The organism is Facklamia sp. 7083-14-GEN3 (genome assembly GCF_024742075.1).
Taxonomy (GTDB): domain Bacteria; phylum Bacillota; class Bacilli; order Lactobacillales; family Aerococcaceae; genus Facklamia.
In genome coordinates this window covers 70,438-86,982 of record NZ_JANSGD010000003.1, presented here as the reverse complement: position 1 = coordinate 86,982, position 16,545 = coordinate 70,438, and the positions used below count along the sequence as shown (strand labels likewise).

The 16,545-nt window shown below is 35.1% G+C and carries 19 protein-coding genes; 6 read left to right on the top strand and 13 right to left on the bottom strand.

Annotated features, from left to right (window positions below):
* Positions 1 to 60 precede the first annotated feature (60 nt).
* The 4 genes from NW240_RS06535 to NW240_RS06520 form a co-directional block, all read right to left on the bottom strand.
* On the bottom strand, positions 61 to 621 hold the full coding sequence (locus NW240_RS06535; protein ID WP_258436705.1) for a TIGR00730 family Rossman fold protein: 561 nt from the start codon (positions 619 to 621) through the stop codon (positions 61 to 63).
* A 128-nt stretch (positions 622 to 749) separates the two neighbouring features.
* Complete coding sequence (locus tag NW240_RS06530; RefSeq protein ID WP_258436704.1) at positions 750 to 1,112, bottom strand: TIGR02328 family protein; 363 nt, start codon at positions 1,110 to 1,112, stop codon at positions 750 to 752.
* 14 nt (positions 1,113 to 1,126) lie between these two features.
* On the bottom strand, positions 1,127 to 1,606 hold the full coding sequence (locus NW240_RS06525; protein WP_258436703.1) for a TspO/MBR family protein: 480 nt from the start codon (positions 1,604 to 1,606) through the stop codon (positions 1,127 to 1,129).
* A gap of 100 nt (positions 1,607 to 1,706) precedes the next feature.
* A complete protein-coding gene (locus tag NW240_RS06520) occupies positions 1,707 to 2,342 on the bottom strand; it encodes an endonuclease III domain-containing protein (RefSeq protein WP_258436702.1) in 636 nt (211 codons plus the stop codon).
* A gap of 173 nt (positions 2,343 to 2,515) precedes the next feature.
* Between NW240_RS06520 and NW240_RS06515 the strand changes: the two genes are divergently transcribed.
* Together NW240_RS06515 and NW240_RS06510 are read left to right on the top strand one after the other, a co-directional pair.
* Positions 2,516 to 2,878, top strand: coding sequence for a metalloregulator ArsR/SmtB family transcription factor (locus NW240_RS06515; protein ID WP_258436701.1), 363 nt, complete (start codon positions 2,516 to 2,518; stop codon positions 2,876 to 2,878).
* Positions 2,875 to 5,019 carry a heavy metal translocating P-type ATPase gene (locus NW240_RS06510; protein ID WP_258436700.1) on the top strand — a complete coding sequence of 715 codons (2,145 nt, stop codon included), beginning with the start codon at positions 2,875 to 2,877 and terminating at the stop codon, positions 5,017 to 5,019. Before NW240_RS06515 ends, NW240_RS06510 begins: the two co-directional genes overlap by 4 nt.
* A 57-nt stretch (positions 5,020 to 5,076) precedes the next feature.
* Here the strand turns inward: NW240_RS06510 and NW240_RS06505 are convergent, their stop codons facing one another.
* Entirely contained in the window at positions 5,077 to 5,769 is a 693-nt protein-coding gene (locus NW240_RS06505) for an MgtC/SapB family protein (RefSeq protein ID WP_258436699.1), read from the bottom strand.
* Positions 5,770 to 5,948: 179 nt separating this feature from the next.
* Between NW240_RS06505 and NW240_RS06500 the strand changes: the two genes are divergently transcribed.
* Positions 5,949 to 6,680 (top strand): MerR family transcriptional regulator, encoded by a 732-nt coding sequence (locus tag NW240_RS06500; RefSeq protein WP_258436698.1) that lies wholly within the window; start codon positions 5,949 to 5,951, stop codon positions 6,678 to 6,680.
* 180 nt (positions 6,681 to 6,860) lie between these two features.
* On the opposite strand, the gene NW240_RS06495 is transcribed toward NW240_RS06500, so the two are convergent.
* From NW240_RS06495 to NW240_RS06470, 6 genes are all read right to left on the bottom strand, one after another.
* Positions 6,861 to 7,847, bottom strand: coding sequence for an ornithine cyclodeaminase family protein (locus NW240_RS06495; RefSeq protein ID WP_258436918.1), 987 nt, complete (start codon positions 7,845 to 7,847; stop codon positions 6,861 to 6,863).
* 70 nt (positions 7,848 to 7,917) lie between these two features.
* Complete coding sequence (locus NW240_RS06490) at positions 7,918 to 8,763, bottom strand: DUF6544 family protein (protein WP_258436697.1); 846 nt, start codon at positions 8,761 to 8,763, stop codon at positions 7,918 to 7,920.
* A gap of 152 nt (positions 8,764 to 8,915) precedes the next feature.
* Complete coding sequence (locus NW240_RS06485) at positions 8,916 to 9,854, bottom strand: hypothetical protein (protein WP_258436695.1); 939 nt, start codon at positions 9,852 to 9,854, stop codon at positions 8,916 to 8,918.
* A 215-nt stretch (positions 9,855 to 10,069) separates the two neighbouring features.
* On the bottom strand, positions 10,070 to 10,558 hold the full coding sequence (locus NW240_RS06480; protein ID WP_258436694.1) for a prolyl-tRNA synthetase associated domain-containing protein: 489 nt from the start codon (positions 10,556 to 10,558) through the stop codon (positions 10,070 to 10,072).
* Between the two features lie 107 nt (positions 10,559 to 10,665).
* Positions 10,666 to 12,375 carry a C69 family dipeptidase gene (locus tag NW240_RS06475; protein WP_258436693.1) on the bottom strand — a complete coding sequence of 570 codons (1,710 nt, stop codon included), beginning with the start codon at positions 12,373 to 12,375 and terminating at the stop codon, positions 10,666 to 10,668.
* 225 nt (positions 12,376 to 12,600) lie between these two features.
* On the bottom strand, positions 12,601 to 13,764 hold the full coding sequence (locus NW240_RS06470; protein WP_258436692.1) for a polysaccharide deacetylase family protein: 1,164 nt from the start codon (positions 13,762 to 13,764) through the stop codon (positions 12,601 to 12,603).
* Between the two features lie 236 nt (positions 13,765 to 14,000).
* Between NW240_RS06470 and NW240_RS06465 the strand changes: the two genes are divergently transcribed.
* Together NW240_RS06465 and NW240_RS06460 are read left to right on the top strand one after the other, a co-directional pair.
* A complete protein-coding gene (locus NW240_RS06465) occupies positions 14,001 to 14,405 on the top strand; it encodes a hypothetical protein (protein ID WP_258436691.1) in 405 nt (134 codons plus the stop codon).
* A 91-nt stretch (positions 14,406 to 14,496) separates the two neighbouring features.
* A complete protein-coding gene (locus NW240_RS06460) occupies positions 14,497 to 14,667 on the top strand; it encodes a hypothetical protein (RefSeq protein WP_258436690.1) in 171 nt (56 codons plus the stop codon).
* Between the two features lie 104 nt (positions 14,668 to 14,771).
* Here NW240_RS06460 and NW240_RS06455 read toward each other — a convergent pair whose 3' ends face one another.
* Both NW240_RS06455 and NW240_RS06450 read right to left on the bottom strand, forming a co-directional pair.
* The gene (locus tag NW240_RS06455) at positions 14,772 to 14,969 is read right to left on the bottom strand and encodes a hypothetical protein (protein WP_258436689.1); all 198 of its coding nucleotides are present in this window, start codon (positions 14,967 to 14,969) and stop codon (positions 14,772 to 14,774) included.
* A gap of 291 nt (positions 14,970 to 15,260) precedes the next feature.
* Positions 15,261 to 15,674 carry a helix-turn-helix domain-containing protein gene (locus NW240_RS06450; RefSeq protein ID WP_258436687.1) on the bottom strand — a complete coding sequence of 138 codons (414 nt, stop codon included), beginning with the start codon at positions 15,672 to 15,674 and terminating at the stop codon, positions 15,261 to 15,263.
* Positions 15,675 to 16,006: 332 nt separating this feature from the next.
* On the opposite strand from NW240_RS06450, the gene NW240_RS06445 reads away from it, so the two are divergent.
* Complete coding sequence (locus NW240_RS06445) at positions 16,007 to 16,540, top strand: hypothetical protein (RefSeq protein ID WP_258436686.1); 534 nt, start codon at positions 16,007 to 16,009, stop codon at positions 16,538 to 16,540.
* Positions 16,541 to 16,545: the final 5 nt, after the last annotated feature.

The following is a 16,545-nucleotide window of genomic DNA, read 5'->3' as shown; positions in this document are numbered from 1 at the left end:
TTAGTTTAGCATCAAGATCTGATTAAGAACTTGTACTAGAGACTGATTTTAGAGCCAATTTTACGACTTAGATTGGTCTATTTGGTAAATTTGCTTTAAAAAGGGATTGATTTTATCCATATGGGTCAAAAAACCAATCCGTTGATAATCACTTGCTCGCAAAAAACCTTCTTCAACCATCTGCTGATAGAATTTTTGCACCCCATTGTAATAACCATTGATATTCATAAAAAGACAGGGATTAGAGCTTTGACCGACTCGATGCCAAGAGATAGCTTCAATAATTTCTTCTAGGGTACCAGGACCTCCTGGTAAGGCGATACAAAGGTCTGATAAATCCAACATCTTTTGTTTACGCTGAGCCATCGTTTCAACCACCACAAAATCTGTCAATCCTTGATGACCAATCTCGGTTTCAAGCAGAAATTTTGGCATAACACCTATGACCTTACCACCTTTTTCAAGAACGGCATTCGCTAAATCACCCATTAATCCAGTTTTTCCCCCACCATATATTAGTGAATGGTTATTTAACGCTAGCCACTCCCCCAATTCAATCGCTGCTTGACGGTAGATTGGATTGTTCCCTCTAGAAGCACCGCAATAAACTGCTACCTTCATTGTTCCTCTCCTTTTCTTTTACCTTCCAATTGTAGGATAATTTAGAGCCACTGAATAGACTGAGTGTTTAAAAATATAAAAGCCCTCAAAGAGCCTGGGGTTCTTTGAGGGGTGAAAAACTATTTAACCTAAAGGACGATGCCTTTAGCTTTTAAATTGTCGAGACATTCTTGCAGATATTCTTCGTCATGTTCAAAATAAATTGGATAGTCTAAAGGCATTTCTTCCAAGTTATCATAGTCTAAAGCTGCTTTCCCACGATAATTAGGATTCATCCACTTCTCATCAGGTTGATAGCCTCTTTTAAGCATCTCCTCCATCACTAATAGATGGTATTGATATAACTTATAAGGAGGATAGTTAAACACATAATTCACAGTAGCATGGGGCTTTCCCCACCCCTTCCCTCTTAGTGCACAACATTCACGGTGTTGACCCAATAATTGTTGTCTAGGTAGCAAAGCAATTAGATCTTGATGCCATAGTCTCATCAGAAGCTTCCTTTCTAATCATTAGAATAGGATGCGCGATCACGGTTTAAATAGAGTGTCCCTCCATTTAAGTAAGAAGCAAAACCACACCATATTAGATAAGGCAATAATAATAGACCTGCCTTAGGCTTTTTCTGGTAAAACTTAATGGTCGTTACTAAAACCGCTGCAAATAAACCAAAACTTTCGATTAAAGCTGTCCCTCTAAACTTAAATTTGAAATATAGTAAGGACCATAAATAATTTAGCCCAAGCTGAGTGCGGTAAGCTAAAACCGCTGCATCATTGTTTTTAGTATCTTGGATGATTCCTCTTGCTACACCCATCATGGTATAAAGCAAGGGCCATACGATTCCAAAGGTTTGTTTAGGCGGAGCTAAGGGGGGTTGTTTATAATTTTCATAATCCGATTTAGCATTTCCGGCAGTCAAACCACCTACAATCGATCCACCAACAAGGGGTGCTGCCATTAGTAACCACTTTTTGACTTTCATTTCACCACTCCTTTTTTATTAAGTATAATCTATTTGTCACTAAGAACCGAATATTTTGCCTTAAATTTTACGTTTAAATCGCATCCTTAGTAAACCCCACTTAGTCTTTTAGCGTTGCTTTTAATTCTTCCATAGCCTGTGAGTCTTTCAAATATCTTTTACCAAAGTTATCAATCAAGCCATGTAAATCTTGTGCCTCTAAATAAGTAAAAGATTCAGGCATCTGAATTTCTTGCTGAAGTTCACCATAGTTTTTATAATCTCTTTGATCTAAATATGAAAATATCTTGCGTGCATAGGCATCTGCAATAAAAGCGACTTGGTCAAAAATATAGACTAATAAAACATCTGCTGTTTCTTGACCTACTCCTCGCAGCTTGAGTAATTCTTTTCTTAAATTCAGATCATATTTTTTAGCTATTTGTTGATAATCCCAATGCTGAAGCTGAAACCACTCAAAAACAGCTTGAATAGTCAGCGCCTTATTTTTATAAAAGCCAGCTGAATAGATGAGTTCTTGCAGACGACTTTTCTCTAAAGCCAGTATTCGATGAGGGTCTAAATCTGTCTGCTTTTTTAATTGTTTCAGGGCTTTATCAGCGTTGGCCCAATTAGTATTTTGAACTAAAATAGCTCCTAAGATAATTTCTAGCTTGGAATCAGCCGGCCACCAGCCACTGGGTCCTATTTCCTTTAGCAGGTATTTATAAAGTTTTTCAATGGAAACGTTCGTCATATAAACACATTCCTTATTCTATATTCATTCCTATTGTAACAAAGCCCCATATTCAGAAGGTATCAAATTGACTTAGGCTTCCCTCAGTGGTATATTATCGGTGAGATAGTTGAACATTCATTCAACTATAAACAATAATCCTTACCATTTAAATAAAGAAAGTAGGTTTTTTAATGGATACTTGCCAAGAAAATGCGATCCATCCTGAAGCTATTCAAAACGCACAAAAAACCCCACTTAATGCCGATCAATTTGAAACGTTGGTTAAACTTTTTAAAGCCTTAGCAGAACCGACTCGCGCAAAAATATTATGGTTTTTATTACAAACTGAGTTATGCGTATGTGACTTAGGCCATCTGATTGGTATGTCTAAATCAGCTACCTCTCACCAATTAGCCTATCTTTTCAAACTAAATCTAGTTAAAAAGCGCAAAGAGGGACGAGTGGTTTATTATTCCATTGCTGATGATCACGTGAGCATACTCTATAAGAATGCTTTAGAACATGCCGCTGAAGGAAAGGAGCTTGAAGCATGAGCTATAAATTTAAAATGCAAGACTTAAATTGTGCGAATTGTGCCCAAAAAATTGAAACACGATTAAATCATTTGGATAATGTTGAAGCCATTGTAAATTTTGCTCAAGGACAATTAACCATCGAAACCGATCAAGAAGTCAATCCTCCTCTAGTGAACAGTTGGGAAAAAATTGTTCAAGAGATTGAAGAGGGAGTTGCCTTGATTCCGCTCTTTGATATGGATGGTTATCAAAGACCCGAGCTTGCATCCAGTAATAGTGATAAAAAAGTTATCGACCAAGAAGGTTGGCGCATTCTGATTACGATTCCCCTCTTTTTGTTCGGATTCTTATTAACCAACTCAATATCTTCGCAATGGCTTTTAGTCACTTACTTTGCCTTAACTTACCTATTCATCGGCCAAGAAGTACTTAAAACGACCTGGAATAAGATTAAAAATAAAGATTGGTTAGAAGAAAACTTCTTGATGACCATCGCCACTCTAGGTGCTTTTGCCATCGGTGAATATCCAGAAGCTGTTGCTGTCATGTTATTTTATTCGATTGGCGAATGGTTCCAAGACCGAGCAGTGGAACAATCGCGTCAGTCTATTCAATCCTTAATGGCTATCCGTCCAGACTTCGCTCGTGTTAAACAAAGCGATGGTTCTTTAAGCAAAGTCGATCCACGAAACTTATTAGAAGGTCAAGAATTTGTAGTGGCTGTTGGTGATAAGGTCCCTTTAGATGGTCAAATTATTGACGGACACTCTCAAGTAGATCATTCGGCCATCACCGGCGAATCACTGCCCCAAACTCTAACAGTAGACGACACTATTTATTCAGGATCGATTAACTTAAGTTCGCAGCTAACTGTTAAAGTTACTAAGACTTTCCAACATTCGACAGTCAGTCAAATTATAGATTTAGTCGAAAACGCCTCCTCGAAAAAAGCAGCCACTGAGAAGTTTATTACACGCTTTTCTCGTATATACACCCCCATTGTAGTGGGCTTAGCCGTTTTGCTAGCTATTTTACCTCCTTTCTTTTTCAATGGGATTACATGGTCTAACAGTTTTTACCGTGCTTTACAATTCTTAGTGATTTCCTGTCCATGTGCCTTAGTTATTTCTGTTCCAATGAGTTTTTATGGTGGGATTGGAGCGGCTGCTCGCGAAGGAATTATGATCAAGGGAGGCAACTTCCTTGAAACCCTAACCAAAGTTAAAATATTGGTCTTAGATAAAACAGGAACCATTACTCAAGGAAATTTTGCTATCGATCAAGTCCATACTTTGTATTTAAGCAAAGGTCAATTTCTAGAAAAATTGGCCCACTTAGAAAGCCAATCGCATCATCCAATTGCCCTTTCTATTCAAGAAGCTTACGGTCAATCGCTAGATCCTAAGCGTGTTCAAAGCGTGGAAACAATTAGCGGTAAAGGATTAAAAGGGGTTGTAGATGGTCAGTCTCTCTTAACAGGTAATAAGGATTTGATGGATCAACATCAGATTTCGGTTCCTTCATTAAAAACAGCAGCCACTGTTGTCTATCTCAGTATCGATCAAGAATACCAAGGCTATGTCTTAATTAAAGACCAAATGAAGACCGATTCAAAATCTGCCTTAAAAGAATTACATCAATTAGGTATCTCATCTACGATATTACTTTCAGGTGATAATCAAGCAACTGTTGATGAAATCGCTGATCTAGTAGGCATTGACCAAGCCAAGGGTAACTTACTCCCTCAAGAGAAAATGACCGAGTTAGAAACCATTTTAACCAATGTTCAACAATCAGCTCCCAATAATAAAGCTTCCAAAGTTGCCTTTATAGGAGATGGTATCAACGACGCCCCTGCCCTTGCCCGGGCAGATATTGGCATTGCCATGGGAGCTATGGGGTCTGATGCCGCCATTGAATCAGCAGATATTGTCATTATGAATGATTCCTTAGCTAAACTTCCTCGCGCGATAAAAATTGCTCAAAAAACTTTACACATTGCCCAACAGAATATTTTATTCGCACTCGGTGTGAAGGTTCTCTTCTTAGTCCTTGCCACATTCGGTTATTCATCCATGTGGATGGCCATTGTAGCCGATGTTGGAGTGACAATTCTCGCAGTTCTCAATAGTTTAAGAACACTTAATCAAGCTAAATAAAAATTATTAATAAAAAGCTAGCTCATGAAATAACCGTGAGCTAGCTTTTTATTCTTTTTAATTATATTCATCTTCTGATTCGTAGACACGAATACCAGAAACTTGATTTATTTCTTTAAAAAACTTTTCTATATTCACTTCATTCGGTATCACCATACGCACTAAATAGTCTAATTGGTTACTGTTGTTTGCTAACGGTTTGATGAAGGAAATATTAATTAATGAGGCTTCGATAAAATGAAGAACCTCATTAAAACTTTCAACATCCTTAGCTTGAATGAAAACGGTTGTCCAAGGCGCCTTTTTCCTTAAAGAACTTTCAACCCTTTGAAGAACGGTGAGGGTAATTAATAATATAATTCCTACCACAATCGCTACTTCATAAAAGCCAATCCCAATAGCTAAGCCAATACAAGCAGAAGACCATAAACCAGCAGCCGTGGTTAAGCCTTTGATTTTGTCACGATTAGTAACTAAAATCATACCGGCACCTAAGAAACCGATCCCACTAACGACTTGAGACCCCATCCGAGTCGGATCAGCGCCTTCAAAAAATTCAGCCGCAAACTGGTTGGTCATCATGACCATGGCTGAAGTCACGCAAACTAAAATATAGGTTCGCATTCCAGCTGGGTGATTCTTTAACCCCCGTTCAAAACCAATCATCCCACTGATTAACATCGCTAAGATCGACCGAAAAAGAATAGTAAAGAAATTCAATTCCTCAAAATTAATGGCTGGTAGATTCATTTAGAGGCCTACTTTCGTAATAATTTTACTTGTTTATTATATCAATTTAATTTCCCATTACCCATCTTTTCTTTTTTTATACAAAATCAGAATGACATCTTATTTAAAAATATTTCAAGAAATTACTTGACTCTCACCTAACGTCATCCCTTAAAGTAGAAAGTGTAAGGAGGTTGTTTATGTATTCAATCAAAGAGGTGGCGGAAATATCCGGAGTTTCTGTACGTACGCTCCATTATTACGATGAGATAGGTTTATTAATCCCTAATAAAAATGACAAAGGGTATCGATCTTATGACGATAAAGATTTAGAACGACTTCAAATCATTCTTTCCTATAAATTTCTTGGGTTTAAGTTGTCCAAAATCAAAGAATTTTTAGCCTTAGGTATGCCTTCAATTGTTATTTTAGAACAACAACTCACTTCGTTAAAAGAAGAAAAAAACAAGCTGCTTACAATAATAGACACGCTTGAAAAAACCATTAAGGTTCAGAAAGGAGAATTACACATGTCAAGTGAAGATAAATTTAAAGGGTTTAATTGGGAGAATTCTGCCTGTTTTAAACAAGAGGCGGCTGAAAAATTTGGAGAAAAAGTAATTGAGAACTCCTTTCAACGGATGCAAGGACATGAAGAAGAAATGGTTTCACAGATGAACACAGTCTTTCAATCACTTGCTGACCATTTGAAAAATAATGTTCCTTTTAAGGATAGTCAAGTGCAGGCACAGATTCACGTCTTATATGAAATAATCAACACCTATTCGTTCGATTGTTCCTTAAGTGTCTTTGCGGCTATCGGCAAAGGTTACGTGGCTGATCAACGCTTCACTCAAAACATAGATCAGTTTGGACCAGGCACCGCTCAATATGCCTGTGATGCCATTCAATATTATGCAGAACACCGTTAAAAATTGATGGAGTCACCAATATATAACATCCCTAATTATTTATATCACTTGATAGCTTTCTTCCATTGATAAAATAATTGGGGTCTTTTTTCGTATGCTTTATCTGTTACATTCTAACTATAAAAATAGAAGCCTATACGTTGACTATCCTCTTAAAAATATGATAAAAAGCTCTCAGCTTTACATCTCAATGACTTGTCCTTTATTTATTTCAATAGCCTTTTTATAGATTGCTTTGCCAACGACAATATCTAGAACGGCAGAGCCTGTTGTCTTAAAGATAGTCAGTTCATCTTCCGATTGACGGCCAGCTGTCTTAGCTGCCACTAGTTGACCCAATTCACCAGTAATATCTTCTTTCTGGATAATTCCCTCTTTAAGTGGGTTAATTAAGTCCCCCGACTCATTCAAAACACCGTCTTCGGTATCTAAATAAATTTTACCCGCTTTAGCGAAAATTTCTGCTGGCAGTTCTTGCATTTCAGGTGTGTAAGATCCTACGCCATTAATGTGTACCCCTTTTTTAAGGTCTTCACTATCAAAAACAGGAGTTTTGGCTGTCGTTACCGTGGTAATAATATCAGCATCCTTGACGGCTTCCTTAGGTGAAGCAACTGCTACAATTTTCACATCAAACTTCTCAGCGAATAAATCCATCATTTTTTGTGCAAACTCACTCGCACGCTCTTGATCAATGTCAAAGACACGCACCTCTTTAATGGGACGCACTGTCAAAATGGCCTCCAATTGATGCTGGGCCTGTCCTCCTGTCCCAAACAAAGCAAAGACTGAAGCCTCTTTATTAGCTAAGAGATCGGTCGCTGCTCCTACCACAGCTCCGGTTCGTAACCTTGTTAGATAGGTACCATCCATTAAAGCTGAGACTTCTCCTGTCTCTTCATTTAACATAACCATAGTCGCCGGCACAGAAGTAATACCTTTTTGAATATTATTTGGATAGACGGAGACAATTTTAATGCCTGCAGCCGAACCAGCTAGGCCTGGCATGTACAAGTTTTGTCCCTCAAATGCTTCTACATCAATATTACTTCTCAAGGGGATATCTGTTTTTCCTTCCGAATATAATTTTAAAGCTTCTTTATCCGCCTGAATAGCCTCTTTCATGGTCATAACTGCTTGCATATCTGCTTCTTTCAGTATTCTTATTTCCATGGATACACTCCTTTTACTCAACTTAATTATTATTCTCATATTGAGCCTATCAAAAAAGAAGCTATTAATAATATTGAATTTCAGAGATTTTTCCATCAAAATAGTCAAACTTTTTACCATCAATCATCCAACTAGCGACAAAGCGTGTCGGTATTTTAACACCTTGGTTATTAACTTGATAATCAAGGCATTCTGCCACCCAAGTCCGCTGGTGAACCTTACCATCTGCCTCGACGTGAGGTCTTTGATCGGTCGTAAAGCGAACCATTTCTCCTTCTTGGTTAAATTCAAATACACCTTGTAGGTCATAACCATCTATAGAAATGGTCGCTAAAACTCTTTCACTGTCAAGCTCTTTAAAGCTAATAGCTTCATTAAAAATTGCACTAGGCATTAAGAAAACTTCCGAAAGATAGGTCAATAGCCCTCCTTTTCTTAAGTCTTCACCTTCTTGCTTAAAAAGGTTGATTTGATTCAATAACTCTCCTTGCATCCTTGACTGTTGATTTAAGAAAACATCATAACCATTAAATTTTAAAAAGTAGAGTTGGCTATCAATATAGGCTATTCTTTTAGGGTTAAGGCTGCTTTCAGTGACATAATAGTCAATCGTCATTTTGGGTTTTTCTTGGTCTAAATAAAAATCAGCTTCTTTAAAGAACAGCTGCATGCCGTTCATCCTAGCTTTACCTAGATAACCCATTTTTTGAATATAGTTCACGATTGGTTGGGGAAATCCGGCTAAGTCAGCAAGAGTGAAAGGTGCTTGATTTTCCTCCTTGTGACTAAAGAAGTGTTCTTGCTGATTTTTTTGATAAGTAGTACGCAATTTAGAAGGTAAATAATTCATTATTATTACTGTTATGGCTAATATGCCTAATATAATTAAAAGGAGTTTAAGATATTTCATCAGTAGGGTCCTCCAGCTATTTTATATTGATTGCAAAACAAACTTATTTCTACAAAATTCAATAAATCATTAGCATTAGTATAATAGCTAATATAGAGATTAAAGATTTTTCAAGCCATAGTGATTTTCTTACTTAAATTGTACTTCATTGACTAATTATATCTATTTAACATATCCACCAAAATACCAACAGGATAAGGATTAAGCTTGTCTAATTTTATGCCATTTTCATAAATTACAAACTTTGCTGGACTGTCCCAATAGTTAAAATGCCCTGACATAGGAAGCCCATCTAGTTCAAATTTAACCCCGTTATTAAAATCTCCTGTGTATTCTGCAATAGAGATAGAAGTTGGTTCGTCAGTCATGAAACTGGTCACTGTTTTTTCTTTTGTATTAAACAAATAATATATTTCATATTCTCCGTGTGGAAAGTCTTGAACATACGCATATTCATAATCGCTCTCTTTAAATTTACCTTCAGCAGAATTCTTGATATAAGAATTTTCTTCTTTCAACGCATCTTCTTCTGAACGAATAAGTTTTTCATCCACTTCAAAGCCGTTTAACTCATAGACTTCTTTAGCCACTTCCTCAATGTCTTCTATTTCATCTTCAAGTCCAAACACTATTAGGCTAATACTTTTTGTTTCATCAAAATATAGATTAAATACCGATAAATTTTCTTCAGAATTTATATACATTGTTGCATTATACAGGGTTCCATTTAAGCTGGAGTCTTTATTAGCTATAGTGTTTTTCCAAAATAATTTAATATTATTTTCTTCTGCTGACTCTTCAAAACCCTCAAAAACATTATTCTTAATATCATCATTAATATCTTCAATTTCAGGTTCGCTCTCTTTAATATCAGAAATAAGTATCATTAAGAAGGCATTGTTTTTTTGGAAAATCAGTGGATCTTCTTCTCTAACTTTTTCATAGTCCTCAGGCAACTTAATCTCAGTTCCTTGAATACTCACAACTTGTTCCTCAGCATGAACATTTAATTGAATAGAAGATAAATTCAATAACAACAATACTGCAAAAATAAGCTTGAATACTCTGACTCTCACATTCCCAAATTTCATCCTTACTCACTCCTAATAAATTTTTAAAGGTTAACATTTATTATTTCAATTATATATTGATTGTGTTTAATTTATAACCCTTTACAATAAAAATTTAAGATAAAAAATATATAGATTTTTTTAGATTAGACTATCTAAAATGATAGAATCAATCTTCAAATCAACCCCGACGCTAAAGTTACTCATCAATTATTCTTTCGCTGGACCTTTTTGATCTAGAACTTTAGAATCTCATATTCAAACCCAATCGCTTCAATAAATTTCAGCAAATCCTGTGTCTCGATAAAAATAGTCTTCTCATTAGTATTGGGATGGAAGCTCATACGGTCTTGGCCCATAATTTCATAATCAAAATAAACTTTAATATCCTTCTCCTCATTAAACAACAAACCAAATGGCGAAACCACACCAGAAGATAATTGCATTTTTTCTTTTAAAGATTCTGCTGAAGCCATGCGAACTTTATTAGCATGGATTAATTCTTTCAACTGGTCCATATCTAATTGTTTTTGATCGTTCATGATTAAGAGATAAAATTCTGTCTTTTTCCTATTCGTTAAAAACATTGTTTTAGTCCGAACTCCCTCTATCCCTTCAATAAAAGCGTCAGCTTGCTCAGTAGTTAAAGCAGGTTCGTGATCTACTATTTGGAATGAGATTCCTAATTCCTTTAATTTTTCTTCCACAGCTTGATAGCGATCCATATTTTATTCCCTTTCTTACAAGATATCTATAAAAATGTCCTCAAAAGTCTGATTAAAGCAAACTTTCGAGGACAATTTCGCATTGAGTATCAAAATTCTTTTATTATTTATTTAGTATATTCTGCTTCAATATCTTTGATCTGATCAAAAGCATCTTGAGCTAATTGCATGGTCTGTTCAGTAATCCACTCTGCAGCTGCTTCAGGATCTTCAGCGTACATGGTGATTAATTCTTGTCGCAATTCTTCATATTTATCTTTACCAGCTTTTTCAATGGCTAAGATTTTTTCTCTAATTTCTGGTTTCAAGAACTCTTCATCTGCTAACATGGCAGCTAATAAATTGTCTACAGCCCAGTAGAATGATTCTGGGTCATATTCATTCGTTTCAACCTGATAAGCTGAAATTGTATCATTGATATTACCAAAGTATGGTAAGTAAGGAGAAACGGTAGGTGAGCCCATCGCTAACCACATAATTCCAGGTACTTGGTCTGGCATATCTTCATAAATTTGGAAGATATGTGCCTCCATGGTGTTTTTATTACCAATTGGATATAAAGCATTTTCTGGCATTTGTGGTTCTTCAGTTTCTTCACCTTCTGTGGCTTCGGTTTCTTCACCTTCTGTGGTTTCGGCTTCTTCACCTTCTGTTGATTCGGCTCCTTCGCCTTCTGTGGATTCGGCTTCTTCACCTTCTGTGGTTTCGGCTTCTTCACCTTCTGTGACTTCAGATTCTTCGCCTTCTGTGGATTCGGCTTCTTCACCTTCTATAGCCTCTGTTTCTTCGCCCTCGGTAACTTCTACTTCTTCATCTTCTGTGGCTTCAGTTGCTTCTTCAACTTGTCCACCTGTTGCTGAAGCAATATTATCAGCTGGAACATAATCTGTATCTTCTAAACGATTACGTTGTAAGCTCATCACTTGATCCAATGTGATTATTTTATCGGTCGAGTGTAAGAATGGGAATTCTGTGTCATCTAAAGAGACTTCTGCATCTGGATCTAAGGCTTTTACACCAGACCAATATCTTGATACAGAACCTGGATCGATTTCAGCAGCATAAGAATCTGCTACACGAATCATACCTTCTTCTTCTACGTAAGTGCCTGCTTCTTCTGCTGTTTTGATTAAGTCAGCTGACGCAATGACATTATCACTGTCATTAACATCGACTGTTTCTAAGAAGAATGAGTTAGGAAAAACAGCAAACATATCATCTGGTAATTTCATAGCTGCATATTGGTGTCCAGATAAAATTTCCATATACCAAGTTTCATTCTTATCCGCAATAATTAAACCATTACCTTCAGAAGAACCTTTTTCATCAATAATTGATGCTAACAACTCCACACCTTCACGAGCTGTTTTTACGTGGCCTAAAACGACAGTCGTCATGATTCCTTCAGAAAGGCCATTTTCAACTAAAGGGTCCACCGCTAATACTTCGTCATTGGTATAAGTAGTAGTGGTAGCATCCATGGCTACACCATACTCATTATAACCGGCTTCATAATATAAGCCCCACTCAGGAGTCGTATCTGGCACAGCAAAATACTTGTAAGATTGGGCTGGTAGTTCAAATTCAAACTTGGTATACTCATCCACTAACTTGGCGCCTTCTTCATTTTCCGTCGCTTCAATCACAACAAAAGTCTTATTATGGCTTTGTTCTAAATCTTCTGTTCGGCCGAAAATAACTGAACCATCTTCTGTTAGATCCTTACCGACATAAACACCCGTACAGGCAGCTACTGGTTGGGCCAATAGCATCCCTGCTGATAACATAGCAACAATGCTTGCGAAAAACTTCTTCATAAAATACCTCCCTAAAATTTTTTGTAAACGCTTTATGGATTTATTATAACACTCGAATATTACTTAATCATTTTATATAGCATATTATTTTTATAAATAGATTATGATTGAATAGTTATAATCTTCGATCGTTAAAAATAAACCTATCTATTTGAAAAAACAAAAAATGCCTAACTAGATTTGAATTCTAGTTAGGCATTTTTAATTATAAAGCATTTTAAATAATTACATCATTTCATCCATTCGCACGAACTGATAGCCATTAGCTTGGACGTTTTCAATGACTGCTCCTAATGAATTAGCTGATTCTTGATAGATGTCGTGCATTAAGATTACTGGACTCGGTAATAAGGTTGCAACTACTCGATTTATAATCGCTTGTTCATTACGACTCTTCCAATCTTCTGAATCAACATTCCATAAAACCGGAGTCATCTGAGTCAACTGCATTTCACGTTGGCCACCTGCGCCATAAGGCATGCGGTAGTATCTCACTGGATCATGGGTAACATTTTCAATAATTTCGTTGGTATGGTTCAATTCATATAGAATATCTGCGTCACTGATTAAAGTATAATTTCGGTGACTGTAGGAATGGTTACCTACTATATGTCCTTCATCATGAATACGTTTGATAATTTCAGGATACTGTTCAGCGTTTTGGCCTAAGACAAAGAAAGTTGCTTTTACATTGTGGGCCTTAAGTATATCCAGAATTTGAGGAGTGGTATAAGGATTAGGCCCATCATCAAAAGTTAAAACGACAAAGTGAGAAGAAGTTGCTTGGTTATTCCGCTCATCTGAGTCAGTTGTAGTATTTAAAAACTTCCCTAAATCCGGATCTCCATATACCCGATCAGGTACTGGTGTGGCTTGTTCTTGAATTTGTTTACTCCATTTTTGATAGGTGTTAGTTAAATCTTTATATGATCGTGATAAATTTAAGGCTGCTAATTTATCATCAATCTTATGGACTTTAACTAAGATACCCGATATATATTCTGTAGTGTTTTCCAACATGGTCTTTAAGGAATTTATTTCTTGATTTAATTCAAGAATAGGACGATCAAAAGCGGCTAAAGACTGAATCGATGCTTTGAGAGATTGATCGGTTATTTCAGTTAAAATATCCTCTATTTTTGTATTATACTCATCGAGACTGACATCTTTTAATGCTCTTTCTTCAATCACTCCTTCTTCAGTTATGGGTTGAGTTTCATATAATTCTAATAGTTTTTTGCGATAAGATTCAGGCGATTTATTCTTTCGAGCACTTAATTCAATTATTGAAAGCTTTGATTCATCCTTATTGTTAGCATTGTAAGCTATATATATAATCAAAGCAAAAGCTAAAAAAACTGTCAGACTAGCCGCTATTTTCTTATACATTTAATCACCCTATTTAATATCTATTTAAAATCATTCTCATTTAATTCATTCTTCTAAGGATACCGTAAATTTCTGCGATTATCTAGACTAGGGGTAAGAATAATAAGATTTTTTTATTTATTATTTTTAATTATTTATCTTGAAAAAATCAGCCTAAAGTCATAAGCTTATCATAAATAGGTATGATATTTTCTATTGTAGATAGTCTTTATAACAAAATTAGGAGGCTGATAAGTATGGTAAAGAAGCTATTACTTTTAATTTCTGTTATTTTTCTTTGTGGTTGTAGTATAGTGGGTGGGAAAAATCACTCTATTGAAGATATTTTAGCAATGCACCGTATATACACTCGTCTGGGAGAAGAAAATGAACTGGATGAGCCGATGTCTGGCACCTTTTATATCCTAGCAAAGAAAAACGACCTCAAAAAACTAGAAGATATTAAACTATTAGCAAATGAATCAACTATCAAAAAAACAAATTATAGCGAAGATTTTAACATACCCTCAAAAACAGGCGCCTATTTCACATATGGGAAGATAGAATTTGAGGATTTAGAAAAAATTAAAATTGATGGTGATTTGCCAGATAGCTTAAAATCTAATCAGATTGTCATCATGGTGGAAGAAAACACCCAATAAAATCAAGGGTATGCTATAATTGGTCGAACTCAATAAAGAATACCTAGAGTCCTTATTTGCAAATGACGTAGCACTTTCAGGAGGATGGATTATGAATAAACAAGAAAAGATTTCGGTAATCATTTCCCTTTTACTATTTTTTACATTTTTAGTTTTCTCTCTACTGACAAACAATTGGAAATTTCTCCTTTGGGCAACTGTGTCCATAATATTTAGCAATGTTATTGTTTTTTCTTCAAAAAATATTAAAACTAAAAAATAAACAATAAAAAACCTTTAAAGTATCTAATAACACTTTTTAAGATTGTTTTTATAGCTTAAAATACCCAGCCAATTATAACGGCTGGGTATTTTAAAAAATTCTATTTAATTTGTTTTTGAAACTTGTGCTTTCTCCCACCTAATTCCAGCTACCACTGAAAAGAATAAATAGACTGCAAGTAATGTCCATGAAAATTCAAAGGGAGTGCCCTTAATCAATTGATCCACAATCTTTACAAAAATAATCACGCTTAAAAACCAGATTGTTCTTTTTAGTGAATAGGTCATTTTTTTATCCGCCATTGTTTACTCCTTTTATAATTCTCGCTTGATTAATTTGTTTGAATAAAATATTTGTACTGAACAATTCTTTCGATATAAGGAAAAAATATTCATACATATATAAGAAAACATTATTCTCATTGGCATTGAACCAACTTAACACAAATTGATCAAAATTTTAAATTTGTAAATTAATTATAGTCAATTGAAGGACCCGTTTCAATAAACTATCAAAGATTTTTAATAGTTTTCGCAAAATAATTTGTCCTATTTTTGGGACGCAAAATTTTATTAAATAATGTTGGTTTAACCCTATTCTTTAGAGAAATCTTTTCTATTTAACCATTTATAGACTCCATAGAAAATTAGCGCCGAGATAATTTCACTTACAATATTAAATTTCAATGCAAAAAGACGATTCAAAATGAAAGTGATGCCAAAAAATGCTATCACAAATAAAGGTAATTCAATATACCACTTTAAAAGCATTCTCCCTTTAGTCATTTCTTCATTTAATTGATCAACCATTACTTCATCCTCCTTAAGTAAATAATCTAAGCTTACTTCAAAGTCCTCAGATATTTTGATGAGGGTAGCGATATCTGGATAACTGGTATCTGTTTCCCATTTAGAAACAGCACTTCTTGAAACGGATAAATTATCTGCCAATTGCTTTTGAGTTAAACTGTTTTTTTCTCGTAATTTTTTTATTTTGTTCCCAAACATTTAATTACCCCCTAGATTTATTATATACTCGTTATTTTTAAAGTGGTGATACATTCTTTCACATCTAATGATGTGAGTAAATGTATCTTATTTTACTTTATATAAGATACCATGAAGTCTGCAAATATAAAAAGATTGCACAAAGAACATGATTGCCTTCCTATAAAAACAAAATTTTAGATAGCTGCGATTCAAAATACAGCTTAAATTCACCAAGATTTATTAAACAGCCAATATAGGTAAGCCATTCATTTGAAGCAAGTCTTTGGTGATGTTATGGTTAATATATAGACAAGAAATAAAACTATTAAAATCATAAGGAGGAGTCATTAATGAAGAAAAGTTTAGTGCTATTGACAAGTATGATGATGCTGGGTGGAGTGACTGTCTCCGCTCAAGATGAAGAAAAGATTGAAGAGTTGAGAATCGAAATTAAAGATCTCAAAGAGGAACTGAAAGATAAGCTAGACGAATTGAAAGAGTTAACTGGTGAAGACGAAGAATTTATTATTACTGATGACAAAGACTTCTTCATCAAATACGTCGAAGTCAATGAAAAAGATGATGAGAATTTTGGGGACTATTATGAGTTCGTCTTTGAAGTAGAGAACAAGACAGATAAAACCATGAATGTCATGGCAGAAGATGTTACGATCGATGATGATTTAGTCGATGAAAAAATGGTCTTTTTATCAGAAGAAATTGAATCAGGTTCAAAAGGTGAAATCATCTTGAAAATTCAAAGCCTAGAAGAAGATGAAGAAGTTCCTGAATTAGATGATGATTTAGAAATGACACTTAAGTTGGTAAACGAAGAAGATCCTGACTTAAATATTGATTACCCTGTTTCGATTGATTTAGATTAAAATGA